23 protein-coding genes are annotated in these 23,955 nt (G+C 76.2%); 10 read left to right on the top strand and 13 right to left on the bottom strand.

The genetic code is table 11. The features are described 5' to 3' along the window. Positions 1–4 precede the first annotated feature (4 nt). The 10 genes from ACI79O_RS07405 to ACI79O_RS07360 all read right to left on the bottom strand — a co-directional run bounded on the left by ACI79O_RS07405 (position 5) and on the right by ACI79O_RS07360 (position 9,755). Positions 5–1,210, bottom strand: coding sequence for a hypothetical protein (locus ACI79O_RS07405; protein ID WP_456890702.1), 1,206 nt, complete (start codon positions 1,208–1,210; stop codon positions 5–7). Beyond that, the gene (locus ACI79O_RS07400) at positions 1,207–2,385 is read right to left on the bottom strand and encodes a hypothetical protein (RefSeq protein WP_456890704.1); all 1,179 of its coding nucleotides are present in this window, start codon (positions 2,383–2,385) and stop codon (positions 1,207–1,209) included. The genes ACI79O_RS07405 and ACI79O_RS07400 overlap by 4 nt, the downstream gene beginning before the upstream one ends. After that, complete coding sequence (locus tag ACI79O_RS07395; RefSeq protein WP_456890706.1) at positions 2,382–3,530, bottom strand: hypothetical protein; 1,149 nt, start codon at positions 3,528–3,530, stop codon at positions 2,382–2,384. The genes ACI79O_RS07400 and ACI79O_RS07395 overlap by 4 nt, the downstream gene beginning before the upstream one ends. Continuing rightward, positions 3,530–4,699 (bottom strand): hypothetical protein, encoded by a 1,170-nt coding sequence (locus ACI79O_RS07390; protein ID WP_456890708.1) that lies wholly within the window; start codon positions 4,697–4,699, stop codon positions 3,530–3,532. Before ACI79O_RS07390 ends, ACI79O_RS07395 begins: the two co-directional genes overlap by 1 nt. Then, on the bottom strand, positions 4,699–5,865 hold the full coding sequence (locus tag ACI79O_RS07385; RefSeq protein WP_456913699.1) for a hypothetical protein: 1,167 nt from the start codon (positions 5,863–5,865) through the stop codon (positions 4,699–4,701). Before ACI79O_RS07385 ends, ACI79O_RS07390 begins: the two co-directional genes overlap by 1 nt. 41 nt (positions 5,866–5,906) lie before the next feature. Then, positions 5,907–6,671, bottom strand: coding sequence for a hypothetical protein (locus ACI79O_RS07380; RefSeq protein ID WP_456890714.1), 765 nt, complete (start codon positions 6,669–6,671; stop codon positions 5,907–5,909). After that, complete coding sequence (locus ACI79O_RS07375; RefSeq protein WP_456890716.1) at positions 6,668–7,039, bottom strand: STAS domain-containing protein; 372 nt, start codon at positions 7,037–7,039, stop codon at positions 6,668–6,670. The genes ACI79O_RS07380 and ACI79O_RS07375 overlap by 4 nt, the downstream gene beginning before the upstream one ends. A 20-nt stretch (positions 7,040–7,059) precedes the next feature. Beyond that, positions 7,060–7,416, bottom strand: coding sequence for an STAS domain-containing protein (locus ACI79O_RS07370; RefSeq protein ID WP_456890718.1), 357 nt, complete (start codon positions 7,414–7,416; stop codon positions 7,060–7,062). Further along, positions 7,413–9,020: an ATP-binding SpoIIE family protein phosphatase gene (locus ACI79O_RS07365; protein WP_456890721.1), complete on the bottom strand. Its 1,608-nt coding sequence runs from the start codon at positions 9,018–9,020 to the stop codon at positions 7,413–7,415. The genes ACI79O_RS07370 and ACI79O_RS07365 overlap by 4 nt, the downstream gene beginning before the upstream one ends. Before the next feature lie 171 nt (positions 9,021–9,191). After that, positions 9,192–9,755 carry a YceI family protein gene (locus tag ACI79O_RS07360; protein WP_456890725.1) on the bottom strand — a complete coding sequence of 188 codons (564 nt, stop codon included), beginning with the start codon at positions 9,753–9,755 and terminating at the stop codon, positions 9,192–9,194. Between the two features lie 87 nt (positions 9,756–9,842). Here ACI79O_RS07360 and ACI79O_RS07355 point away from each other — a divergent pair, with 87 nt between their 5' ends. From ACI79O_RS07355 to ACI79O_RS07325, 7 genes are all read left to right on the top strand, one after another. Continuing rightward, entirely contained in the window at positions 9,843–10,340 is a 498-nt protein-coding gene (locus tag ACI79O_RS07355; protein ID WP_456890728.1) for a MarR family winged helix-turn-helix transcriptional regulator, read from the top strand. Between the two features lie 79 nt (positions 10,341–10,419). Continuing rightward, the gene (locus tag ACI79O_RS07350; protein WP_456913698.1) at positions 10,420–11,607 is read left to right on the top strand and encodes a sensor histidine kinase; all 1,188 of its coding nucleotides are present in this window, start codon (positions 10,420–10,422) and stop codon (positions 11,605–11,607) included. A 26-nt stretch (positions 11,608–11,633) separates the two neighbouring features. Beyond that, positions 11,634–12,314 (top strand): response regulator, encoded by a 681-nt coding sequence (locus ACI79O_RS07345; protein WP_456913697.1) that lies wholly within the window; start codon positions 11,634–11,636, stop codon positions 12,312–12,314. A gap of 174 nt (positions 12,315–12,488) precedes the next feature. Then, on the top strand, positions 12,489–13,262 hold the full coding sequence (locus ACI79O_RS07340) for an ABC transporter ATP-binding protein (protein ID WP_456913696.1): 774 nt from the start codon (positions 12,489–12,491) through the stop codon (positions 13,260–13,262). 3 nt (positions 13,263–13,265) lie between these two features. Further along, positions 13,266–15,740 carry an FtsX-like permease family protein gene (locus ACI79O_RS07335; RefSeq protein ID WP_456913695.1) on the top strand — a complete coding sequence of 825 codons (2,475 nt, stop codon included), beginning with the start codon at positions 13,266–13,268 and terminating at the stop codon, positions 15,738–15,740. Between the two features lie 86 nt (positions 15,741–15,826). Then, positions 15,827–16,072: an AbrB/MazE/SpoVT family DNA-binding domain-containing protein gene (locus ACI79O_RS07330; RefSeq protein WP_456913694.1), complete on the top strand. Its 246-nt coding sequence runs from the start codon at positions 15,827–15,829 to the stop codon at positions 16,070–16,072. Beyond that, the gene (locus ACI79O_RS07325; RefSeq protein ID WP_456913693.1) at positions 16,069–16,470 is read left to right on the top strand and encodes a PIN domain-containing protein; all 402 of its coding nucleotides are present in this window, start codon (positions 16,069–16,071) and stop codon (positions 16,468–16,470) included. Before ACI79O_RS07330 ends, ACI79O_RS07325 begins: the two co-directional genes overlap by 4 nt. A 9-nt stretch (positions 16,471–16,479) precedes the next feature. Here ACI79O_RS07325 and ACI79O_RS07320 read toward each other — a convergent pair whose 3' ends face one another. The 3 genes from ACI79O_RS07320 to ACI79O_RS07310 are packed head-to-tail and all read right to left on the bottom strand — an operon-like array spanning position 16,480 to position 19,653. Beyond that, positions 16,480–17,403 carry an enoyl-CoA hydratase-related protein gene (locus ACI79O_RS07320; RefSeq protein ID WP_456913692.1) on the bottom strand — a complete coding sequence of 308 codons (924 nt, stop codon included), beginning with the start codon at positions 17,401–17,403 and terminating at the stop codon, positions 16,480–16,482. A 40-nt stretch (positions 17,404–17,443) separates the two neighbouring features. Beyond that, entirely contained in the window at positions 17,444–18,436 is a 993-nt protein-coding gene (locus tag ACI79O_RS07315) for an acyl-CoA dehydrogenase family protein (RefSeq protein WP_456913691.1), read from the bottom strand. Continuing rightward, entirely contained in the window at positions 18,433–19,653 is a 1,221-nt protein-coding gene (locus tag ACI79O_RS07310) for an acyl-CoA dehydrogenase family protein (protein ID WP_456913690.1), read from the bottom strand. The genes ACI79O_RS07315 and ACI79O_RS07310 overlap by 4 nt, the downstream gene beginning before the upstream one ends. A gap of 108 nt (positions 19,654–19,761) precedes the next feature. Between ACI79O_RS07310 and ACI79O_RS07305 the strand changes: the two genes are divergently transcribed. From ACI79O_RS07305 to ACI79O_RS07295, 3 genes are all read left to right on the top strand, one after another. After that, positions 19,762–20,409 (top strand): TetR/AcrR family transcriptional regulator, encoded by a 648-nt coding sequence (locus ACI79O_RS07305; RefSeq protein WP_456888290.1) that lies wholly within the window; start codon positions 19,762–19,764, stop codon positions 20,407–20,409. A gap of 72 nt (positions 20,410–20,481) precedes the next feature. After that, on the top strand, positions 20,482–22,053 hold the full coding sequence (locus tag ACI79O_RS07300) for a long-chain-fatty-acid--CoA ligase (RefSeq protein ID WP_456913689.1): 1,572 nt from the start codon (positions 20,482–20,484) through the stop codon (positions 22,051–22,053). A gap of 98 nt (positions 22,054–22,151) precedes the next feature. After that, positions 22,152–23,897, top strand: a complete 1,746-nt coding sequence (locus ACI79O_RS07295; protein ID WP_456913688.1) for a class I adenylate-forming enzyme family protein — start codon at positions 22,152–22,154, stop codon at positions 23,895–23,897. Positions 23,898–23,955: the final 58 nt, after the last annotated feature.

The raw sequence follows: 23,955 nt of genomic DNA, 5'->3' as shown, positions 1-23,955 counted from the left end.
GTCCTCAGGCACCGGCCTCCCGCGGCGGCGTGGTCTCGCGCAGCCAGATGCCGACCCGGTCGGGACCGACCGTGGCCGCCACGGTGTCCCGGAGCCCGCCGGTGACCGCGTCGAGGTCGACCGACGTCCGCAGCCGCCGCGCGTAGGCGTCCACGGCGCGGGCCGCGTCGTAGCGGGACCGGTCGAACCGCCGGTCGACGACGCCCTGCAGCCGCCGCCGCAGCGGGGAGAAGGCCGCGGCCACGGCCAGCGTCGAGGCCGCGACCGCCAGCTCGGAGGTGCCGGTGAGCGGGGTGAGCAGCGGCCGCAGCCCGGTGACCAACCCGAGGTAGAGGGCGAGCAGCAGGCCGGTGAGCAGCGCGTAGGACACCGTGCGGCTGGCCAGCCGGTCGAGGTCGTACAGGCGGTACCGGCTGACGGCGACCCAGATCGCGGCCGGAGGCAGCACCAGGCTCACCCCGACGGCGACCCCGACCACCAGCCCCGTGTCGTCCTGCGGCACGGCCGCGCTCCCGAGGGACGCGACGAGCGCGGTCCCGCCGAACGCCAGCCCCGCCGCCGCGAACCAGCGCAGCTGCTGCCGCTCGGTCGGCCCGGCGCTCCGGTGGCGCACGAACGGTGCCGCGGCGGCGGCCAGCAGGCAGCCGGTGAGGACGAGGACCAGCCACGAGGACAGCGTGCCGGCTGCGTCGGCGACGTCGTCTCCCGGCGTCAGCAGGCCCGGGATGGAGGGGTCCGGGCCGAGCAGGAGCCCGAGGGCGACGGCGACACCGGCGGCCCCGGCGGTGGTGGGCGGCAGCCACCGCCAGCGGGGCCCGGGCAGCCGGCCGTCGGGGAAGAGCGCGAAGACCGCGGTGGCCGAGACCAGGACGACCGGGACCGCCGACGAGACGAGCGGCAGCTCCACCCACCGCGGCAGCGCGCCGATCTGGCCGACTGCGAACCCCGCCTGCAGCAGCGCGATCCCGAGGCCGAGTCCGGCGGGGGCCCAGCCGTAGGCGGTGCCGGCGACCCGGCACACCAGCAGCACCCCCACGACGGTGAACGCCAGGGTGGCCAGCGCCAGGGCAGCCGCCACCGGCAGCCCGAGCCCGCCGTCCACGGGGAAGGCCGCGGGGTGCCGCGCCCGGACGACCAGGTCGGTGGCGATCAGCACCAGGACCGCGGCGCACAGCGCGCCGGCGCCCAGCACGCGGGACGCCGTCCTCACGTCGACGTCCCGGACCCGGCCGGGCCGTTCCGCAGCCACAGCGCCATCCGCTGGGGACCGACGGTGGCGGTGACCGTCTCCCGCAGCCCGGTCACCACCGTCTCGAGGTCGACGTCGGTGCGCAGCCGCCGGGCGTAGGCGTCCACCTGTCGGGCGGCGTCGTACCGCGCCCGGTCGAAGCGCCGGTCGACCGCGTCCTGCACCCGCCGCCGGGCCGGCCGGAAGGCGGCCGCCACGGCCAGGGTTGAGGCCACGACCGCCGGCTCGGAGCTGCCGGTCACCGGCGCGAGCAGCGCCCGGAGCCCGGTCACCGCCCCCACGTACAGCGCCACCAGGCCCGCGGTGAGCAGGGTGTAGGACACGGTCCGGCTGAGGACGTGGTCGATGTCGAACAGCCGGTACCGCAGCAGGGCGATGCCGATCCCGACGGGGACGAGGGTGAAGGCGACCTGGTCGAGGACCACGTACGCCTCCCCCGGAACCAGCCCCTCCGGGGCCACCAGGTCGAGCAGGATCGACGCGGCCATCGCCGAGCTAGCGACGGCGAGCCACTTGAGCTGCTGCCGTTGGACCGGGCCGGCCCGGCGGTAGCGCAGCACCGGCGCGAGCGCCGCCACGACGCCCAGCAGCAGCGCTCCGTAGACGCTGACCTCGACCACGACGTCCCAGACCCGGCCGGCGGCGCCGCCCACCGGCCACGGTCCCGGCGCGACCGGGTCCCCGTCCCGCGGCGCGACCAGCACCGCGACGGCCTGGGCTGCGGCCAGCCCTCCCGCCGCCCACGGGAACCAGCGCCAGCCGCGGCCGGGCAGCCGGCCGGTGGGGAACAGCACCAGCACGAGGTAGAAGAGGACGAAGAAGGCTCCGTAGCCCCAGGTCTCCGCCACGGCGAGCACGTCGTCCCGGACGTCGGTGCCGCGGCCCAGCGTGAAGACGACCTGCACGGCCGCCGCGACGAGCGCGCACCCGCTCACCACCCAGCCGTACGGGTTGGTGGGCAGCCGCGCCGCGATCAGCGCTCCGACGAGGGCGGCCGCGAGGAGGCTGGGCAGGGAGGACCACGGGTCGCTGGTCCCGTCGGGTTCGACGACGTCGACGACGGCGGCGGTCGCGGCCAGCGCCACGGTGACCGCGCAGACCGACCAGCCGAGCCACCGGGCCCGGACCGGGGTCACGTCGGCCTCCCCCCGTCGCGCAGCCAGACGCCGACGGACGCCGGGTGGACCGTGGTGACCACGGTGTCGCGCAGACCCTCGGTCACCTGCCGCAGGTCGACCTCGGTGCGCAGCCGCCGGGCGTAGGCGTCCACCGCCCGGGCGCCGTCGTAGCGCGTCCGGTCGAACCGGCGGTCGACCACCGCCTGCACCCGCCGCCGCGCCGGCCGGAACGCCGCGGCCACCGCGAGCGTGGACACGACCACGGCGAGTTCCGAGGTGCCGGTCAGCGGCGCCAGCAGCGGCCGCAGGGCGGTCACCGCTCCCAGGTAGACCAGCAGCAGCCCCCCGGTCAGCAGCGCGTAGGACACCGTCCGGCTGACGATCCGGTCGATCTCGTAGAGCCGGTACCGCAGCACGGAGACCCCGACCGCCACGGGGAAGAGGGTGAACGTCACCTCGAACAGCAGCCACCCGGCCTCCCCGACGAGGCCCGTGAGGGCGACGAGCAGCGCACCGGCGTTGACCAGCCCGGCGTAGGCGAACCAGGCGAGCTGACGCCGTTCGACCGGCCCGGACCGGCGCAGCCGCACCACGAGCGACGCCATGGCGAGCACGCAGCCGAGGAAGAGCCCGCTGAGCCCGGTGACGAAGACGGTGTACCAGCGGCGCCCGGCCTCGCCGCCCGGGCTCAGCAGGCCCGCGGCGGCGGGGTCCTCCGGGATGGTGGCGAACAGGCTGCCGACCACGGCGACGGCCAGCGAGAGCCCCACGGCCCGGAACAGCCACCGCCACGCCGGGCTGGGCAGGCGGCCCGTGGGGAAGAGGACGACGACCAGCGGGAGCAGCACCAGCAGGGCCAGGAACGCCGACCGTTCGACGAGCGCGAGCGGGACCGCGCCGGGGGCCAGGAACCGCAGCTCGCCGGTGAGCACCAGCACCGCGTCCGTCACCCCGAAGGCGCACCACAGCCACCCGAGGGGGTTGTCCGGCAGACGGGTGGCGATGACCGCCCCGACGACCGGCACCGCCAGGAAGCCGGCCACCCCGAGCGCCGTCCAGGGGTCGTCCGCGGTGGCCCGGAGGACCCCAGCGGCGAGGAAGAGGACGACGGCGACCGCGCACAGCCCCCAGGCGCGCCGTCGCACCCGCCGCGTCCGGTCCATCAGGCCCTCCGGACGTCGGCGCCGGGGCGCACCCACACGCCCAGCCGGTCGGGCCCGACCGTCGCCGCGACGGTGTCCCGCAGTCCCGCCGTGACCGCGTCGAGGTCGACCTCGCTGCGCAGCCGGCGGGCGTAGGCGTCCACCGCGCGGGCCGCGTCGTAGCGGGACCGGTCGAACCGCCGGTCGACGACGTCCTGCACCCGCCGCCGGGCGGGGCCGAACACCGCGGCCGCCGCCAGCGTGGACACCACCACCGCCAGGTCGGACGTGCCCGTCAGCGGGGTGAGCAGCGGCCGCAGCGCCGTGACGGCGGCCAGGTAGAGCACCAGCAGCGCGCCGGTGAGGACCGCGTAGGACACCGTCCGGCTCACGATCCGGTCGATCTCGTAGAGCCGGTAGCGCAGGACGGCGACGGCCACCGCGGCCGGGATGAGCCCGAAGCTGACCGCGTCGACCACCGCCCAGACCACGGCCGGCACCGGTGCGCCGGTGAGGTCCAGCGACGTCGTCACCACCAGCGCCATCGCGGCCACCACGAACCAGGTGAGCTGACGGCGCTCGACGGACCCGGCGCGCCGGTAGCGCGCGAGGACCGACACGGCCGCCACGACCACGGCGAGGAACAGCCCGGTGACGGCGGCGTCGGCCGCGGCCGCCGCGACGCGGCCCGTGGTGGCGTCCGGGGACCAGGCCCCGGACGTTGCCAGGCTCCCGGCGACCAGTGCCAGGACGGCGAGGCCGACGGTGACCCGCGGCAGCCAGCGCCAGCGGGGCGAGGGCAGCGACCCGGTCGGGAACAGGAGGAACAGCAGGGAGAGCAGCACGAGGCCGACGACGAAGCTGGAGCCCTCGACCGCACGGGCCACCCGGGACAGGTCCCCTGGAACCGCGCCGAGGGCGGCGGCCAGCGCCGTGATCCCGTGGCAGATCCCGGCGGCGCACCACAGCCAGCCGTAGGGGTTGTCCGGCAGGCGGAAGGCGAGCAGGCCCCCGACGACAGGCACCCCGAGGAAGCCGAGGGTGCCCACCAGGACCTCGGTCGGGGTGAGCGCCTGGGGCCCGGAGGCCTCGGCGACGGTGAACCGCACGGTGATCGCCGCCGCCACCAGCGCCAGGGCGAGCGCGCAGAGGACCCACGCCAGCCGTCGCGCGTGCGGGACCGCGCGCATCAGGCCCTCCGCGTGAGGCCGTCGTCGCGCAGCCACAGCCCGAGCCGCTGCGGGCCGACCGTCGAGCTGACCGTCTCCCGCAGGCCCGCCGTGACCGCGTCGAGGTCGACCTCGCTGCGCAGCCGCCGGCGGTAGTCCTCGACGGCGCGCGACGCGTCGTAGCGGGTCCGGTCGAAGCGGCGGTCGACCACGTCCTGCACCCGCCTCCGGGCCGGGCCGAACACTGCGGCCACCGCCAGCGTGGACACCACCACCGCCAGGTCCGAGGTCCCGGTCACCGGTGTGAGCAGCGGCCGCAGCGCCGTCACCGCAGCCAGGTAGAGGACCAGCAGCGCGCCGGTGAGGACCGCGTAGGACACCGTCCGGCTCACGATCCGGTCGATCTCGTAGAGCCGGTACCGCAGCACCGCGATGCCGATCGAGACCGGGATCAGGGCCAGGACCACCACCTGGTAGGCCGCGTCCACCGCGGCGGGCGCGAGCGGCACCACGGCGAGCTGGCCGATGTTGAGCAGCACTGCGAGGAGGAACCACTTCAGCTGCCGACGCTCGTCCGGGCAGGCCTGGTGGTAGCGGACGCCCACGGAGGCCATGGCGAGGAACCAGGACACGGCGATCACGAACAGCGACGAGTAGTGGAGGTGCAACGCGAGCCGGCCGACCGTGCCGTCGGTCGCCCACGGCGCCGATGACGGGCTGTCGCCCCCGGTGGACGGGAACCAGATCCCGCTGACCACCGCCACCCCCATGGCCGTGAGGGCGGCCCGCTGGAGCCAGCGCCAGCCGGGGGACGGCGGCCGGCCGGTGGGGAACAGCAGCACCGTCAGCACCGCCAGGCAGGTGACAAGCGGCCAGCCGTCCCGGTTCACCAGCTCGAGCGGCCACGAGCGCTGGTCCGGCAGCGACTCGAGCAGCGTGCCGGCGACCGCAGCCGACCAGAAGACCAGCGCCAGGGCCGCGCACAGCCAGCCGACCGGGTTGGCCGGCCGCCGCGAGGCCAGCACCGCCCCCACGACGGCGAACCCGAGCATGCTCAGCCCGAACCCGCCGGAGTACAGCAGGTCGGCGACCGACCGGCCGCCCGCCGACAGCTCGAACGCCAGCGTGGTCCCGGTGCACGCCAGGGTCAGCGCGAGCGCGGCCCACGGCAGGACCCGCAGCACCACCCGTCCGACCCCGCCCACAGCCGGCGCCCGAGCGGTGCCGCTCAGTTCGCGCGAGGTGCGCGGAACCCGCGCAGGGCGGTCTTCACCCCGCTGAAGTGGCGGACGTTGCGCGCCTGCGACCACTGCCGCCGCCGGTCCAGGCACACGACGCTCGTCTCGACCGGCGGCGGTCCCTCCGCGCCGAACGCCGTCGCGAGGTTGCGCAGGGTGGCCTGCCAGAACCGGTCCTCCAGCCGCGCCCCGCCCAGTACGTAGGGCAGCTCGACCAGGGGGTCGGCGGTGCGCAGCAGCATGCTGATGTCCGCGACGGTCGTCCCCCGGTCCTCCTCGGCGCTGAAGGTGATCCAGGCGGCGAGGGCGTGGCCCTCCGGCGTCATGTAGGCGAAGGACGTCTCGTCGGCGTAGATCACGAAGACGCCCGTGGAGAGCACGCACACCTGGCCGACGCCGACGTCGAGGGCGGCCACCTCGCCCGGCTCGATGCCGGCCAAGGACGGGTGGAAGCGCCCGCCGCGCGGCCAGAACTCCCCGAAACGGACCTTCCACTCGGCGACCACGGCCTCCGGCGTCATCCCGACGCCGGTCAGCGGGATGCGGTGGCTGCGCCGCCACAGCTGCCCGAAGCCCTGCTGCGGCCCCATCAGCCGCTTGCCGTCCAGGCCGCGCGCCCGAGCGGCCTCGCTCGCCGCGACCAGCTGCGACACCGGCGCGGCCCAGTACGCGGCGTCCCGGGGCAGGGCCCCCTCGACCGGGCCGGACTCGCCGGCGGGGGTGGTGTCGCCGGCCGGGGTCGTGTCGGTGCTCACCGCGTCCCCACCGTCCCCCGCGCCGCGGCCAGGGCGGACTCCTCGTCGGCCTGCAGGCTGATCGCCTCGTCGATGCGGGTCAGCGAGAAGATCTGCCGGTAGTGGTCGGACAGCCCGAACGCGGTCACCCGCTGGTGGGCGCGCTTGGCCCGCACCAGCAGGGTCACGAGCATCCCGATCCCGCCGCTGTTCATGTACTCCAGCCGGCTGAAGTCGAGCGCGATCCCGCGCGGCCGGTGACCGCAGGCCTCCTGGTAGGCGTCGGTCAGCGGGCCGTCACTGGCCGCGGTGACGTCGCCGACCAGCGAGATGACGACGACGTGGTCGTCGACGCGGCGGACGGCGGTCTCGAGTCGAGTGGTCTGCATCTGCTCCCCCAGGGAACCGCTCAGGCGCCGGTGGGCACGTGTCCCAGTGCGCTGGGCTCGTCGTCGTACACGGAGATGAACTCGGACAGCCGGGTGATCGCGAAGACCTCCCGGTAGTGCTCGGTCAACCCGAAGGCGGCGACCTCGCGGCCGTCCCGCCGCGCCCGCGCGAGCACGTCGACGAGCAGCGCGATGCCGGTCGAGTTGACGTAACCGACCCCGGTCATGCCGAGGACGACGGTGTGCGGGCCGGCTGCCGCGGCCTCCGCGTAGGCGGCCTGCAGCGCCTCGCGGGCGTCGCCGCGCAGGTCCCCGGAGAGGTCGACGACCACCGAGCCGGGGCGGGGCTCGCGGACCGGGAAGCGGCGGGCGCTCACGCCGGGCCGTCCCGGTGCAGGACGAGCTCCACGGTGTGCCCGCCCTCGTGGTCGGCCGCGCGTACCTCGTCGACGAGGTTGCGCATGAGGAACAGGCCCCAGCCGCGCGGCGACTGCTCGCCGGCGAGCTTGGCGACGATGTCGGGCTCCTCGGCCGTCCCGGGGTCGGGGCCCTTCACCGCGTGGTCGGTGACGGTCACCCGGACGTCCCGGTCGGTGGCGGCGACGGTGATCCGCACCGGCAGCTCGGGGCGGTTGTCGTTGCCGTGCTCGATGGCGTTCATCGTGGCCTCGGCCACGGCGGTGGCCAGGGCGTCGCGCCGGGCCGGGCGCAGGCCGAGGGGCTCGACCGCGTCCGCCAGCGCGGTCAGCACCGCGCGCTCCCCTCCGGGCTCGCTGGCCACGTCGAGCTCGGCCAGCACCTCGGCGTCACATCCGGTGGGCATGCGGTCGCCTCCCGCCGTCGGCCGTGTCGCCCGGGACAGCGTCACGAGCGTGATGTCGTCCTCCTGCTCCCAGCCCGGGCCGGTGAAGGAGGCCAGGTCGGCGAGCACCCGGTCGATGAGGGCGTCCCCGGACACCGGCTCGCCGACGAGCTCCTTGAGCCGGGGGAACCCGAACATCTCCCGGTCCGGGTCGTGCGCCTCGACGACGCCGTCGCTGTGGAACAGCACCTCGTGCCCCGGCGCGAGGACCGTCTCCTTCTCCTCGTAGTCCATCTCCGGGAGCAGGCCGAGCGGCATCCCCGTGGCGCGCAGCTCGACGACGCCCTCCGCGGTGCGCACGTACGGCAGGTCGTGCCCGGCGTTGGCGTAGCGCAGCCGGCCGGTCGCGGGGTCGAGGACGGCGTAGAGGCAGGTGACGAACATGTGCGCGGGCATCTCGCCGACCAGGAGCGTGTTGGCCCGCCGCAGCACCTCCCCGGGGGACACCAGCCGCGCCGCCTCGGTGCGCAGGATGCTGTGCGTCGTCGCCATGACCAGCGCGGCGGGCACGCCCTTGTCGGTGACGTCGCCGATCACGATGCCGACCTGCCCGCCGGGCAGCTCGAGGAAGTCGTAGAAGTCGCCGCCCACCTCGCGCGCCGGCCGGTAGTGGGCCGACACCCGCCAGCCGGGCAGCTCGGGCAACGAGCGCGGCAGGAACTGCTGCTGGATGAGGCCGGCGACCTGCAGCTCCTGCTCGATGCGCTGCCGGTCGAGCGCCTCGGCCTCCTGCTCGCGCACCAGCTGGGCCACCCGCACGGCGGGCGCCGCGTGCGCGGCTAGGTCCTGCAGCAGGTGCCGGTCGTCGGTCGAGTACTCGTTCTCCGAGCGCCGGGGCCCGAGGCTGAGCAGGCCGACCAGCTCCCCGGAGGTGACCAGGGGGACGACGAGGGTGATCCCGGCCTCGCGCAGCGCCCGGACACCCGGCGAGTCCACGGGGACCCGGTCGAGCGGCGTCGGCTCGGCGACCGCGGCGAGGTGGGCGAGCAGCGGGTCGTCGGGATCGAGGTCGACGTGCGGGTCCTCCACCGGGGCCGGCCGGGCGGCGGGGACGGCCGGGGCGGCCCGGTCGCGGCGGAACAGCCGGGCTCCGCGTCGCGCGGCACGCAGCACGGCCACCTCCCCACGGTCGGCTGGCCGCATGGTGCTCCCCCGCGGCGTGGCGGGGAAGGGACTCGCGCGTCCCGGATCCGGCTCGCGCCGGTGGGTGCGCAGACGCCGAGGGCCCCGGACGACCGTGTCGTCCGGGGCCCCTCAGAGGTGACGTCCCGGGGGGAACGGGTTCCGTCGTCAGGCGGTGCGGAGCACGGCCTCGATCTCGAGCTCGATCTCGATCTTGTCGCCGACGACGACGCCGCCGCCGTCCATCGGCATGTCGATGTCGACGCCGAAGGCCTTGCGGGAGATGGAGGTCTTGGCGCTGAAGCCGGCGCGGGTGCCGCCGTAGGCGTCGGGGCCGAAGCCGTTGACCTCGAGCCGGAGGGTGACCGGCTTGGTGATGCCCTTGATGGTCAGGTCACCCTCGACCGCCCAGTCCTCGCCGTCGGCGACGACCCGGGTGGAGCGGAAGGTCATGACGGTGTGGTTGCCGACGTCGAAGAAGTCCGCCGAGCGGATGTGCGCGTCGCGCTGCTCCTGGCGGGTGTCGATCGAGTCCATGTCGATGGTCGCGGTCACCGACGACCGGGCCGGGTCCTCGGCGGTGACGATCTCGCCGGAGAACTGGGTGAAGTAGCCGCGGACCTTGCTCACCATCATGTGGCGGACGGAGAAGCCGACGGTGGAGTGCGCGGCGTCGATGTCCCAGGTGCCGGCGACGTAGCCGGGGATCTGGACGGCGGTGGTGCTGGTCATGTCAGGACCTCTCGGGTGGTTGAGCGTTTGACTACGGTGCCGTGAGCGTAGTTGAGCGTTTGATTATTCCGCCAGTACCCTGGAGGCATGACCACCGACGTGTCGCCCCGGACACACCAGCCGGACCCCCGGGAGACGCGCTGGCTCGACGCCGAGGAGCAGAAGGCCTGGCGCGCCTGGCTCTACAGCACCCAGCTGCTGCAGGACCGGCTCGAGCGCGAGCTGACCCGCGCCACCGGCATCCCGCACGCCTACTACGAGATCCTCGTCCAGCTGTCGGAGACGCCCGAGCGCCGGATGCGCATGAGCGAGCTCGCCGACCGCTGCCTGTCCTCGCGCAGCCGCCTGTCGCACGCCGTCTCCCGCCTCGAGGAGCGCGGCTGGATCCGCCGCCAGGAGTGCCCCGAGGACGGCCGCGGCCTGCTCGCCGTGCTCACCGACGAGGGGTTCGCCGCGCTCGAGGCGGCCGCGCCGATCCACGTGGAGAGCGTGCGCACCCACCTGTTCGACCAGCTCTCCCCCGAGCAGGTCGCGGCGATGCGGGACATCGGCGAGACCCTGCTGCGCCACCTCGACCCGTCCTGACGCTCCTCCCGGAGGACGACCGGCGGGTCCTCCCCCGGGTGGACGACGCGCGCGCCCGCGCTGCCTAGGGTCGGCGCCGATGGACCAGCGCCCACCCCTCGAGCAGCTCGCGACGGCGCTGCGTTCCCGGCCGTTCGCCGTCGACGTCGCGATCACCGGCGCACTGGTCGGGCTGGTCCTGGTCTCCTTCGGCGGCGGCGCCGGTCCCGGCGAGGGCCCGGCCCTCCTCGTCAGCCTGCTCCTGCTGGTCCCCCTCGCCTGGCGCCGCGGCTGTCCGGTCGCCGCGGCGGCCGCGGTGACCGCGGCCGCACTGCTCGAGCTGGCGGTGGTCGACGTGTTCCTGCCGGCCAACGTGGCGGCGCTGGTGATGGTGCACGCGCTGGCCGCCTACGCGCCGCGCTGGGCCGGCCGGGCCGGGCTGGTGCTCGGCCTCGCTGGCGCCGTCCTGGCCGCGGCCCGCTACTACGCGGCCGACCTCGGCGAGACCTTCCTCGTGCCGGCCGCCTCCATCGCCGTGGCGGTGGTCGCCGCGTGGGCGCTGGGGGACCTGCGCCGGGCCCGGCTCGCGGAGCTGTCCGGCCTGGCCGAGCGCGCCCGGCTGCTGGAGATCGAGCGCGACCAGGAGATGCGGCTGGCCGCCACCGCCGAGCGGGCCCGCATCGCCCGCGAGATGCACGACGTCGTCGCGCACTCCCTGTCGGTGGTCATCGCCCAGGCCGACGGCGGCCGCTACGCCGGGCGGGCCGACCCCGGCGCCGCCACCGGCGCCCTCGAGGCGATCGCCGCCACCGGCCGGCAGGCGCTCACCGACATGCGCGCGCTGCTCGGCGTGCTCCGCGACGGCCCGGCCGAGCAGTACGCCCCGCAGCCCGACGTCGCGGCCGTCCCCGCGCTCGTCGACGACGTCCGGGCCAGCGGGCTCGACGTCGACCTGCTGGTGGAGGGCGAGCCGCGCCCGATGTCCGCCGGTCCGCAGCTGGCCGCCTACCGGATCGTGCAGGAGTCGCTGACCAACGTGCTCAAGCACGCCGGGCCGGACGTGCGGGCCTGGGTGCGGCTGCACTGGCGCCCGGACTCCCTCGAGCTCTCGGTGCTCGACGACGGCCGGGGCGCCGCGGCGGCGGTGGCCGCGGGCGACGGCGCCGAGCAGGGCCTGCGGGGCATGCAGGAGCGGGCGCAGCTGCACCGCGGGCGGGTGGAGGCCGGCCCGCACGCCGGGGGCGGCTGGCGGGTGCACGCCGTGCTGCCGCTGGGCGGTGCCCGGTGACCCCGGGTGGTCCCGCGGGGCAACCCGTGCGTGTGGTGCTGGTCGACGACCAGCAGATGGTCCGCGCGGGCTTCCGGATGGTCATCGACTCCCAGCCCGACCTCATCGTCGTCGGGGAGGCCGGCGACGGCGAGGCGGCGGTGCGGCTGCTCGAGCGGACGGCAGCAGACGTCGTCCTGATGGACGTCCGCATGCCCGGCACCGACGGCATCGAGGCGACCCGCCGGGTCACCGCATTGCCCGACCCGCCGCGGGTGGTCGTGCTGACCACCTTCGACCTCGACGAGTACGTGGTCGCGGCGATCGGCGCCGGGGCCAGCGGCTTCCTGCTCAAGGACGCCCCGCCCGAGGAGATGCTCGCCGCGGTGCGCACCGTGCACGCCGGCGACTCGGTGATCGCGGCCAGCTCCACCCGCCGGCTGCTGCAGCACGTGGCGCCGATGCTGCGCGGGACGGCCCCCGTGGTCGCCGGCGGCGGCGCGGAGCTCGCCGACCTGACCCCGCGCGAGCGCGAGGTGCTCGTGCAGATGGCGCTCGGCGCCACCAACACCGAGATCGGCCAGCGGCTGTTCGTCAGCGAGGCGACGGTGAAGACCCACGTCGGGCGGGTGCTGGCCAAGACCGGCTCGCGCGACCGGGTGCAGGCCGTCGTCCTGGCCTACCGCACCGGGCTGGTCTCCCCCGCCGACCTCCTCCGCGACGCCTGACGCGTTCCCGGGGCCCTTATCGCGATAAAGGCACCTACGACCGGGTGCCTCCATCGCGATGAAGGCACCTACGACCACGGGAGGACGGCGAGATCACCTCCGGGTCCGACGCGGGAGGACGGGCCGGACGGCGAGGGTCCCTGCGTCCCAGTGATCGACCCGCGGAGGTCCCCCGTGTCCGTCCCCGTCATGACCGTCCCCGGCGAACCGCCGGCGCCGGTGTCGTCCGCCGCCGTCCGCGCCACCGGCCTGACCAAGGTGTACGGCTCCGGCGATGCTCGGGTTCTCGCCCTCGACGGCGTCGACGTCGCCTTCGCCCGCGGGGAGTTCACCGCGATCATGGGCCCGTCGGGCTCGGGCAAGTCGACGCTCATGCACTGCCTGGCCGGCCTCGACACGGCCACCTCCGGGCAGGTCTTCCTGGGCGGCACCGAGCTGACCCGGCTGCGCGACGACGAACTCACCCGGCTGCGCCGCGACCGGGTCGGCTTCGTGTTCCAGGCGTTCAACCTGCTCCCGGTGCTCGACGCCCGCGAGAACGTCGTGCTGCCGATGCGGCTGGCCGGCCGCCGTCCCGACCCGGCCTGGTTGGACGCCGTGGTCGCCCGGCTCGGGCTGCGCGAGCGGCTGCGGCACCGCCCTGCGGAGCTCTCCGGCGGCCAGCAGCAGCGGGTCGCCATCGCCCGGGCGTTGCTGCCCCGACCTGACGTCGTCTTCGCCGACGAGCCCACCGGCAACCTCGACTCCCGCGCCGGCGCCGAGGTGCTGGACCTGCTGCGCAGCAGCGTCCGCGAGACCGGCCAGACCGTCGTCATGGTCACCCACGACCCGACCGCCGCCTCCTACGCCGACCGCGTCGTGCTGCTGGCCGACGGCCGCCCGGCCGGGGAGGTCGAGCGGCCCACCGCCGCGTCCGTGCTCGACGCGCTCCGCGGGCTCGGGGGCTGACCGGTGCTGTCCACCACCCTTGCGGGCCTGCGCGCGCACCTGCCGCGCCTGGTCGCCTCCTGCCTGGCCGTCGTGCTCGCGACCGGCTTCGTGGTCGCCACGCTCGTGCTCAACGAGACCACCCGCAGCACCGTGCTCACCGCCGCCGGCGCCCGCTACGTCGGCGCCGACGCCGTGGTCACCTCCGAGGACGGCAGCTCCCTGCTCGACGAGGTCCCCGCCCTCACCGCCCTGGACGGCGTGCGGGCCGTGGCCCCCGAGTGGGGGACCTCCGTGCAGGCGGTCGCGCCCGGCCGCACCGGCGCGCAGTTCCTGCTGGTCGGCGCGGTCGCCGAGGACCCCGCGCTGCGGTGGCAGCGGCTGGCCGACGGCGCGCTGCCCGACGGGCCCGGCGAGGTCGCCGTCAGCGAGCGGGTCGCCGCGGACGTCGGCGACGTGCTGTCGGTGACCGGCACCGCCCCCGACGGCAGCGAGACCACCGCCGCCGTCACCGTCACCGGCGTCGTCGACCTCGGCGGCGACCCGGAGGCCGGCCTGTACGGCCGGGCCTGGGCCACCCCCGCGCAGGCACAGGCGTGGGGCGCGGTCGACCCGGTCGAGCTGCGGATCGCCGGCACGCCCGGCACCGACCCGCAGGCGCTGGCCGACGCGGTCCGCGGCGCCCTCGCCGGGGCGGAGCTCACGGTGCGCACCGGCACCGCGCAGGCCGAGCACCGCGCGGGGTCGATGCTCGGCAACGCGACGGCCCTCGCGGCGATCCTGCTGGTCTTCGGCACCGTCGCGGTGCTCGTTGCCGGGCTGGTCATCGCCAACACCTTCGCCGTCCTGCTCGCCCAGCGGACCCGCGAGCTGGCGCTGCTGCGCTGCGTGGGCGCCACGGCCCGGCAGGTGCGCCGCGGCGTGCTGGCCGAGGCCGCGGTGACCGGGCTGGCCGCCTCGGTGGTCGGGGTGGGCGCCGGGATCGGGCTGGCCGCGGCGGTGTCGGCGCTGGCCGGGGACGTCGAGTCGCCGGTGCCGCTGTCGGGCCTGTCGGTGCCGCCGGTCGCGGTCCTCGCGGGGGTGGCCGTCGGCACGCTGACCACCCTGGTGGCCGCCCTCGCCCCGGCCCGCGCGGCGACCCGGGTGGCGCCGCTGGCCGCGCTGCGGCCGCTGGACCCGGCGCCGCTGCGGTCGCGGCCGGGCGTGCTGCGCCTGGTCCTCGGGCTGGCGCTGCTGGTCCCCGGGGCGGCGGCGCTCGCCCTCGGCGTCGCGGTGTCGAGCGTGTTCGTGGCCCTGCCGGGCGGGGCGGCCAGCTTCCTCGGCGTCGTCCTGCTCGCCCAGCGCGCGGTGCCGCCGGTGGTCCGCGCGGCCGGCGGACTGGTCACCCGGGTCGGCGGGATCCCGGCCCGGCTGGCGGTCGGCAACGCCACCCGCAACCCCCGGCGGACGGCGGCGACGGCGACCGCACTGCTCATCGGCGTCACGCTGACCACCGCGATGGTGGTGGGCACCGCCTCGACCCGGGCCACGGCGACCGCGGGGCTGGCCGCGCAGTACCCCGCCGACGTCGTCGTCGAGGGGCTCTCCGGCGAGCTGCCGGCGTCGCTGCCCGGGCGGCTGGCGGACCTCGACGGCGTCGCGACCGGGACGCCGCTGACGGTTGCCTCGCCGGCCGGTCCCGACGGCCAGCCGTGGCAGGCCTACGGGGTCGACCTCGCGAGCGCCGTCCCGACGCTGCGGTCGACCGACGGCACCCCGCTGCCCGCGCCCGGGGAGGTGCTGGTCCCCGGGTGGCTGGCCCGCTCCTGGTCGGTGGCCGACGGCGAGCGGGTGGACCTGGCCCTCGACGGCCGGTCGCTGTCGCTGCGGGCCGGGGTCGTCGATGACGACGCGCCGCTGCTGCTCACCGCCGCCGACCTCGCCGCGCTCGCCCCGGACGCCGCGGTGGGGCAGGTCTGGCTGCGGCTGGACGACGCCGACGCCGGCGCCCAGGCCGCCGTGGTCGACGCGGTCACCGACACGGTGGGGGCCGCGGTCCCCGACGCCCAGGTCACCGGCGTGGTGAGCCTGCGCCAGCAGATGGACGAGGTGCTCGACGTGCTGCTGCTGGTGGTCACCGGCCTGCTCGGGGTCGCGGTGGTCATCGCCCTGATCGGCGTGGGCAACACGCTGGCGCTGTCGGTGGTGGAGCGCCGGCAGGAGAACGGGCTGCTGCGCGCGATGGGGCTCACCCGCGGGCAGCTGCGCGGGCTCCTCGCGTGGGAGGCGGTGCTGGTGTCGGGCGTGGCCGCGGTGCTCGGCGTCGTCCTCGGCGGCGTCTACGGGGTGACCGGGACGGCGTCGGTGCTCGGCCTGGCCGGCGAGGTCGTGGTCGACGTCCCGTGGCTGCAGGTGGCGGCGATCGTCGTGGTGGCCACCGTCGCGGGGCTGCTCGCCTCGGTGCTGCCGGCCCGCCGCGCGGCTCGCACGGCACCGGTCGCCGCCATCGCGGCGGTGTGAGTCGTGCACTTCCGCGGATGCGCCCGGGGCACATCCGCGGAAGTGCACGTCAGGCCTCCCCCAGCGGGCGGTGGTATTTTTCTGCCATGCGGACGACCATCGACGGCGCCGGGCGCCTCGTCGTCCCCAAGGCCCTGCGGGATGCCCTGGGACTGCGGGCGGGGGACGAGGTCTCCGTCCAGGTCCGCGACGGGCGGCTGGAGATCGAGCCGGCGCCGGTGGCCATGCGCCTGGAGGAGTCCGCGGGGGGCATCCGGGCCGTGACGGAGGTGGACCTCCCTCCGCTCACCGCCGAGCAGGTGCGCGAGGCGCTCGAGAACACCCGGCGGTGATCGCGGCCGACACGAGCGTGCTGGTCGCCGCCTTCGCGTCCTGGCACGAGGCGCACGCCGCGGCCCAGGAGGCACTGCGGGGCGCGCGGGTGGTGGCGCACAGCGTGGTGGAGACGTACTCGGTGCTCACCCGGCTCCCGCCGCCGCACCGGGTGGTGCCGGGGCTGGCGGCGGAGTTCCTCCGGCAGGTTGCGACCGCCCCACCCCTGACGCTCCCGGCCGAGGAGGTCGCGCGGCTCCCGCACCTGCTGGTGGGCCGGGGGATCTCCGGCGGCGCGGCGTACGACGCCCTGATCGCGGTGACCGCCCAGCAGCACGGAGCCGAGCTCGTCTCCCTCGACGCCCGGGCGGCGGCGACCTACCGGGCCGTCGGTGCCGCCCATCGGCTGCTCGCCTGAGGGCGCCCGTCAGGGGCCGACGTCGTCCGGGGGTGCGGGCCAGGGCGGGACGCCGGCCACCGGCCCCTCCCCCAGCGGGGCGGTGAACTCCGGGGGCCGCTTGGCGAGGAAGGCGGCCACCCCCTCCTCGACGTCCGGGCCGGCGGTCAGCTCGGCCAGCGCCCGGGACTCGGCGCGGTGCGCGTCCCACGGCGAGGGCGCGCCGAGCATCGACCACAGCATCCGGCGGGCGGCGGCGACGGCGACCCCGGAGGTGTTGTCGGCGATCTCGCGGGCCAGCCCCAGCGCGGTCGGCAGCAGCTCCGCGTCGGGCACCACGCGCGACACCAGCCGCCCGCGCAGCGCCTCGGCCGCATCGAACACCCGGCCGGTCGCCACCCACTCCACCGCCTGGCTGATCCCGACCACCCGGGGCAGGAACCACGTCGACGCCGCCTCCGGGGTGATGCCGCGGCGGACGAAGACGAACCCGAACCGCGCGGACTCCGCGGCGATCCGGACGTCCATCGGCAGGGTCAGGGTCGCCCCGATGCCCACCGCCGGGCCGTTGACGGCGGCGATCACCGGCTTGCGCAGCGCGGCGAAGGGCAGCGCGGCGATGCCGCCCCAGTCCCGCGGGACGCCGTCGACGCTGCCGCGGCCGGGCTCGGCGGCACCGCCGATCCCGCCGCGGGCGCGGTCCCCGAGCCCGCCGGGACCCGCGGCGAGGTCGGCCCCGGCGCAGAACGCCCGCCCGGCCCCGGTCACGACGACGACCCGCACCGCGTCGTCGGCGTCGGCGGCGGCCGCGGCCCGCGCGAGCTCGGCGGCCATCACCGGGGTGAAGGCGTTGAGCCGGTCCGGCCGGTCGAGGGTGATCGTGGCGACGCGGTCGGCGACCTCGTAGCGCAGCTGCGTCGGTTCCGTGGTGGGCTCCCGGGTCGAGGTGGGCACGGTGCGCCGTGCACGTCCGCGGGAGTGCACGACAGGGGGGTCAGCCCGGGGCGCCGGCCACGGCCAGGCGGGTGACGGTGTCGAGGTGCTCGGCGGCGTCGCCGAGCAGCAGCCGGTCGGTCTTGGCGCGGCGCCAGTACAGGTGCGCGTCGTGCTCCCAGGTGAAGCCGATGCCGCCGTGCACCTGCACCACCGTCTCGGCCGCCCGCTCGAACACCTCGGCGGCGTAGGCCTTCGCGGCGGAGGCGGCCAGCGGCAGCTCGTCGGGCGCGGAGTCGGCCGCCCACGCCGCCCACCACACCAGCGAGCGCAGCTGGTCCACGCCCACCCAGGCGTCGACCAGCATGTGCTTGACCGCCTGGTAGGAGCCGATGAGCCGGCCGAACGCCTCGCGCTGCTGCGCGTACTGCACGCTCATGAGCACCGCGCGGTCGGCGGCGCCGAGGTCCTCGGCGGCCAGCACGACCGCCGCCACCTGCCGCGCCCGCGCCCACAGCGCACCGGCGTCCTCGGCGAGCACCCGGCGGGAGGTCAGCCGCACCCGGGCCAGCCCGCGGGTGGCGTCCAGCGGCCGGCCGGGCACGACCTCGCCCTCGCCCGCGACCAGCGTCCCGCCGTCGAGGCCGAGGAACAGCGTGGCGTCGGCGGCGTCGATCGACGGCGCCGAGCCGGTGACCGGGCCGTCGAGCACCGCGATCGCCGCCGACCCGTCGGCGAGCTGCGCGGCGAGGTCGGGCGCTCCCTCCAGCAGCACCGCGGCGCGCGCCGCGGTGACCAGCGACGGCCCGGCCAGCACCGCGCCGGCCTGCTCGGCGACGACGGCGAGGTCGAGCACGCTGCCACCCGCGCCGCCGGCCGACTCGGGCACGGTGACCCCGAGGAAGCCGATGTCGGCCAGCGCCGTGCGGCCCGGGGCCGGGACGCCGTCGCCGTCGAGCGCGGCCCGCGCGGCCGACAGGGGCACCGAGCCGGTGAAGAAGTCGCGTGCGCCGGCCGCGGCCGCCCGCTGGTCGTCGGAGAGGTCGAAGTTCACCGTCGTCCTCCGGAGGAGAAGGGGGCGGTCTTGTCGGTGCGCGGTTCCGGCGGCAGGCCCAGCACCCGCTCGCCGAGGATGTTGCGCAGCACCTGGTCGGTGCCGCCGGCGATGGCGATGCCCGGCACGTAGGCCTGCGCCCGCTGCCAGGTGTCGTCGCCGCCGGCGGTGGCGCCGAGGACGGCGTCGTCACCGAGCAGCCGCACGCCGGCGTCGGCGACCAGCCGGGCCGCGGCGGTGCCGCCGAGCTTGCCGGCGCTGGCCTCGGGGCCGGGCACGCCGCCCTGGGACAGCGTGGTGAACCGGCGGTAGCCGGTGTAGCGGGTGGCCAGCGAGGCGACCAGCGCCCGGCCGACCGCCTGCCGGGCCAGCGCCTGCCGCTCCGGGTCGAGGGCGGGCAGCCGCTCGCGGGCGTGCGCGGCCAGCGCCTCGGCGGACTGGCCGATGTCGCTGCCGGCGCCGCCGATGGCCACCCGCTCGTTCATCAGCGTGGTGAGCGCGACCCGCCAGCCCTCGCCGGGCTCGCCGAGCCGCTCGGCGTCGGGGATGCGGACGTCGTCGAAGAACACCTCGTTGAAGTCCGCGCCGCCGCTCATCTGGCGCAGCGGCCGCACCGTGACGCCGGGGGCGTGCATGTCGACGACGAACATCGTCAGCCCGGCGTGCTTGGGCTTCTCCGGGTCGGTGCGGGTGAGCAGGATGCCGAAGTCGCTGACGTGCGCGAGCGTCGTCCACACCTTCTGGCCGTTGACCACCCAGTCCTCGCCGTCGCGGACCGCCGACGTGCGCAGCGCGGCGAGGTCCGAGCCCGACGCCGGCTCGCTGAACAGCTGGCACCAGACGTCGTCGGCGCGCAGCAGCCGGGCCAGGTAGCGGGACCGCTGGTCGTCGCTGCCGTGGGCGATGACGGTGGGCCCGCACATGCCGATGCCGATGTGGTTGATCAGCGTGGGCACCCGGGCGCGGGCCAGCTCCTGCGCCACGATCGCCTGCTGCACCAGCGTGCCGCCCTGCCCGCCGTACTCGCGCGGCCAGGTGACCCCCACCAGCCCCTCCTCGGCCAGCACCCGCTGGGTCGCGCGCAGCTCCGCCTCGCGCGAGCGGGCGTCGACCGGCTCGCCGGGCGCCACGTGCAGCAGGTCGGCCGCGCGGTCGGTGAGCACCGACCGGACCCGGCCCCGGTAGGTGGCCTCCTCGGGTGTGTCGTCGAAGTCCACGCGGGCGCCTCCTGCTCGTCGGGCCGGTCGCGCCGCAGCGTGACACCGGTCACCCGCGACGGTCAACGGTGACTGTTCGACGCCGGGCGTGGCGCCTACCCTGCCCCGGTGACCGCCGACCCCGTCCCGGTCGACGGCCCGCCGCGGACCCGCTCCGCGCGGACGGCCGACAGCCGGGCGCTCATCCTCGACGCCGCCGTCGCCTGCCTGGTCCAGGACGGGTACGCCGGCGCCTCCACCCTCGCCGTCCAGGCGCGGGCCGGGGTGTCGCGCGGCCGGCTGCTGCACCACTTCCCGTCCCGCGCCGAGCTGCTGGTCGCCGCGGCCGGGCACGTGTCGACCACCCTGCTGGCCGAGGTCGAGGAGCGGGCGGCCGCGGTCATGGCCGACCAGCCGGCCGGCCCGGAGCGGGTGGGCCGCGCCATCGACCTGATGTGGGCGACCTTCCACGAGCCGCCGTTCTGGGCGGCCATGGAGCTGTGGACGGCGGCCCGCACCGACCCAGGGCTGCGGACGGCGCTGCGGGCCGAGGAGCGGCGGCTGCGCGCGGCGATCCGCCGGGTGGCCGACGGGATCTGGGGCCCGGAGATCGCGGCCGCGCCTCTCTACGCCGAGCTGTGCGAGCTGCTGTTCACCAGCATGCGCGGCGTGGCCTGCGTGTACGCCTTCGCCGACCGGCCGCCCGCGACCGATCCGCACCTGGCGCTGTGGAAGGGGCTCGCCGCCCGGATGCTCTTCGCCCGTCCGGAGGGCTGAGGCCCGCCCGTTGACCGCCGGCTCCGGTCCCCAGCAGCATGACGCGGGTCACACCCGGCCCGAGGAGGACCCGTGAGCGCCCCGATCCCCGTTCTGCAGGGCCGCGGCATGACCGCCGCCGACCAGCTCGCCCGCTGGGCCCGCCGGACCCCGGACGCGTGGGCGCTGCGCTTCGACGGCGGCGGGCGCACCTACGCGGAGGTCGACGAGCGGGTCACCCGGCTCGCCCGCGCGCTGGCCGACCGCGGGGTCGGCCCGGGCGACCGCGTCGCGGTGCTGGGCCTGAACTCGATGGAGGTCTGGGAGTCCTACCTCGCCGGCGTGCGGCTGGGCGCGGTCGTCGTCCCGGTCAACTTCCGGCTGGTGGCCGACGAGGTCGCCTACGTGCTCACCGACTCCGGCGCCACCGCCCTCGTCGTCGACGCCGCGCTGACCGAGGTGGCCACCAAGGCCCGCGAGCAGGCGCCGGACGTGCACACCGTGCTCACCATCGGCGGGGACCTCGAGGACGCCCTGGCCGCCGCTGCGGCCGAGCCGCTCGACACCGAGGTCGACGAGTCGGCGCCCGCGTTCATCATGTACACCTCGGGCACCACCGGCCGGCCCAAGGGCGCCGTGCTCACCCACCGCAACCTGCTCATGCACGTCTTCAGCCAGGTCACCCACCTCGGCTGGGACCCCGACGACCGGGTCGCCGTGCCGGGCGCGCCGCTGTTCCACATCGCCGGGCTGGCCGGGGGCCTGCCGCCGCTGCTGCTCGGCGGCACCCACGTGGTCCTGCGCTCGGGCGGCTTCGACCCGGTGGCCACCCTCGACCTCGTCGAGCGGGAGCGGGTCAGCAGCATCTTCCTGGTGCCGGCGATGTGGGCGGCCGTCGTCGCCGTCCCGGGCATCGCCGACCGCGACCTGTCGTCGCTGCGGCGCATCTCCTGGGGCGCGGCCCCGGCGTCGACCGGCCTGCTGCGGACGATGATCGACACGTTCCCGCAGGCCGAGGTCGTCACCGCCTTCGGGCAGACCGAGTGCAGCCCGGTCACCTGCTTCCTGCGCGGTGAGGACTCGGTGCGCAAGATCGGCTCGGTCGGCACGCCGATGCTCAACGTCGAGGTCCGCGTGGTCGACGACCGGATGCAGGACGTGCCGCAGGGCGAGGTGGGCGAGATCGTCTACCGCAGCCCGATGGTGATGAGGGAGTACTGGGGCAAGCCCGAGGCGACGGCGGAGGCGTTCGCCGGCGGGTGGTTCCACTCCGGCGACCTGGTCCGGCAGGACGAGGAGGGCTACATCTACGTCGTCGACCGCAAGAAGGACATGATCATCACCGGCGGCGAGAACGTGTACTGCGCCGAGGTGGAGGACGTGCTCGCCGCCCACCCCGGCGTGGCCGAGGTGGCGCTCATCGGCGTCCCGGACGCCCGCTACGGCGAGGCGCCGCTCGCCGTCGTCGCCCCGCGGGACCCCGACGCCCCGCCCACCCCCGAGGAGCTCACCGCGTGGTGCCGGGAGCGGCTGGCCCGCTACAAGCACCCGCGCGAGTACGCCTTCGTGCCGGCGCTGCCGCGCAACCCCAGCGGCAAGGTGCTCAAGACGTCCCTGCGCACGGAGCACCGGGCGGGCTCCCTGGTCAGCGACCCTGCCGTGTGAGCACTTCCGCGGAAGTGCACGGACCGTGCAGCCCTCGACAGCCGGCTGTGACGTGAGCCACGCTGTGCCGGCTCGCACCCCGACAGGGAGGACCCCGGATGACCGCCACGCAGCCCGTCTCGACCCCCACCGCGGCCAGCTGGCCGCCCGGGCTGCCCCGCTCGCTGGAGTACCCGCAGGTCCCGGTCGGGTCGATCCTGCGCGCGGCGGTGCGCCGCTGGGGCACCCGGACGGCGTTCGTCGACCACGACGTCGAGCTCTCCTACGAGGAGCTCGGCGCGCGGGCCGCCGCGGTCGCCAACTGGCTGGCCGACCACGGCGTGCGCCGCGGCGACGTGGTGGCGGTGCACATCCCGAACTGCCGCCAGTACCCCGCCGTCTACTACGGCGTGGTGATGGCCGGCGCGGTGTTCTCCCCCACCAACCCGCTGCTGCCCGCGGCCGAGCTCGCCGCCCAGCTCACCGACTCCGGCGCGACGGTGCTGGTCACCTGGGACCAGGTGCTGCCCTTCGTACGCTCGGCGCTGGCGGCCACGCCGGTGCGGACCGTCGTCGTCACCGGTGAGGCGCACACCCTCGACCTCGGCGCGCGCCTGCCGGGCCTGGAGGACGGCGACGTCGACCTCGCCGACCTGCTGGCCGCCGACCCCACCGACCGCCGGCTCGACGCCGGCCTCGACCCCGCCGCCGACCTCGCGCACCTGGCCTACACCGGCGGCACCACCGGCGTGAGCAAGGGCGTGGAGCTGCCCCACCGCAACGTCGTCACCAACGTGCTGCAGTCGGCGTGCTGGACGTCCGGGTCGCTGCCCGAGCTCGACGAGGCCGGCGACGTCTCCCTGCGGCAGGTGCTCGGCGAGGACGAGTACCCGATCCGGCTCGGCGAGGCCCGGCTGGTCAACCTCACCCCGTGGTTCCACGCCATGGGCGCCATCGGCTACCTCAACGGCATGGTCATGGCCGGGACCACGACGGTCATCCACATGCGGTTCGACCCGGTCAGGTACGTCGAGGACGCCGTGCGGTACCGGGTGACCAGCATCGGCGGCGCCCCGCCGGTGTTCGTGGCGCTGCTGCAGGTGCCCGGCATCGAGGACGCCGACCTCTCGTCCGTGCGCGGGGTCTCCAGCGGCGCGGCGCCGCTGCCGGTGCCGCTGATCGAGCGGCTGCAGGCGCTGCTGCCCAACGCGGTCATCGGCGAGGGCTACGGGCTGACCGAGGTCACCATGATGGCCACCGGCAACCCGTCGTTCCGCTCGGGCACCCGCAAGGCCGGCACGGTCGGGGTGCCCATCTTCGACACCGAGATCAGCATCCGCCCGCTCGGCGGCGGCGACCCGTTGCCGGTGGGCGAGCGCGGCGAGGTGTGCATCCGCGGCCCGCAGGTCATGCGCGGCTACGCCCACCGGCCCGAGGCGACCGCGGAGTCCATCGACGCCGACGGCTGGTTCCACAGCGGCGACGTCGGCGTCATCGACGAGGACGGCTACCTGTCGATCGTCGACCGCACCAAGGACATGCTGCTCTACAAGGGCTACAACGTGTTCCCGCGCGAGCTCGAGGAGGTCCTCTTCGGCGTCCCCGGGGTGGCCGGCGCCGCCGTCGTCGGCCGGCCCGACGAGGCCGCGGGCGAGCTGCCGGTGGCCTACGTCGTCCGCCGCGACGACGACGCCGGGCGGGCGCTGACCGCCGAGTCGGTGATGGCCGCGGTCAACGACCGGGTCACGCACTACAAGCGGCTGCGCGACGTCGTCTTCATCGACGCCATCCCGGTGTCGGCGGCGGGCAAGGTGCTCAAGCGCGAGCTGGCCGCGCGGGAGCGGGAGGCGGCCGGGCAGGGCTGACCCGTTCGGGCGGCGGCCGCGGCGTCCTGCACGCCCGGCCGCCGTCCGCTCGCTATCG

This window comes from Geodermatophilus sp. SYSU D00696 (assembly GCF_054050235.1).
Note: the sequence above shows the minus strand (reverse complement) of the source record. Positions and strands in the feature narration are given on the sequence as shown.

Bases quoted from the DNA above. Each gene is read 5' to 3' on its own strand.
- ACI79O_RS07395 (WP_456890706.1), bottom strand. From the start codon at position 3,530: ATGGACCGGACGCGGCGGGTGCGACGGCGCGCCTGGGGGCTGTGCGCG.
- ACI79O_RS07390 (WP_456890708.1), bottom strand. From the start codon at position 4,699: ATGCGCGCGGTCCCGCACGCGCGACGGCTGGCGTGGGTCCTCTGCGCG.
- ACI79O_RS07375 (WP_456890716.1), bottom strand. From the start codon at position 7,039: ATGCAGACCACTCGACTCGAGACCGCCGTCCGCCGCGTCGACGACCAC.
- ACI79O_RS07360 (WP_456890725.1), bottom strand. From the start codon at position 9,755: ATGACCAGCACCACCGCCGTCCAGATCCCCGGCTACGTCGCCGGCACC.
- ACI79O_RS07355 (WP_456890728.1), top strand. From the start codon at position 9,843: ATGACCACCGACGTGTCGCCCCGGACACACCAGCCGGACCCCCGGGAG.
- ACI79O_RS07350 (WP_456913698.1), top strand. From the start codon at position 10,420: ATGGACCAGCGCCCACCCCTCGAGCAGCTCGCGACGGCGCTGCGTTCC.
- ACI79O_RS07330 (WP_456913694.1), top strand. From the start codon at position 15,827: ATGCGGACGACCATCGACGGCGCCGGGCGCCTCGTCGTCCCCAAGGCC.
- ACI79O_RS07295 (WP_456913688.1), top strand. From the start codon at position 22,152: ATGACCGCCACGCAGCCCGTCTCGACCCCCACCGCGGCCAGCTGGCCG.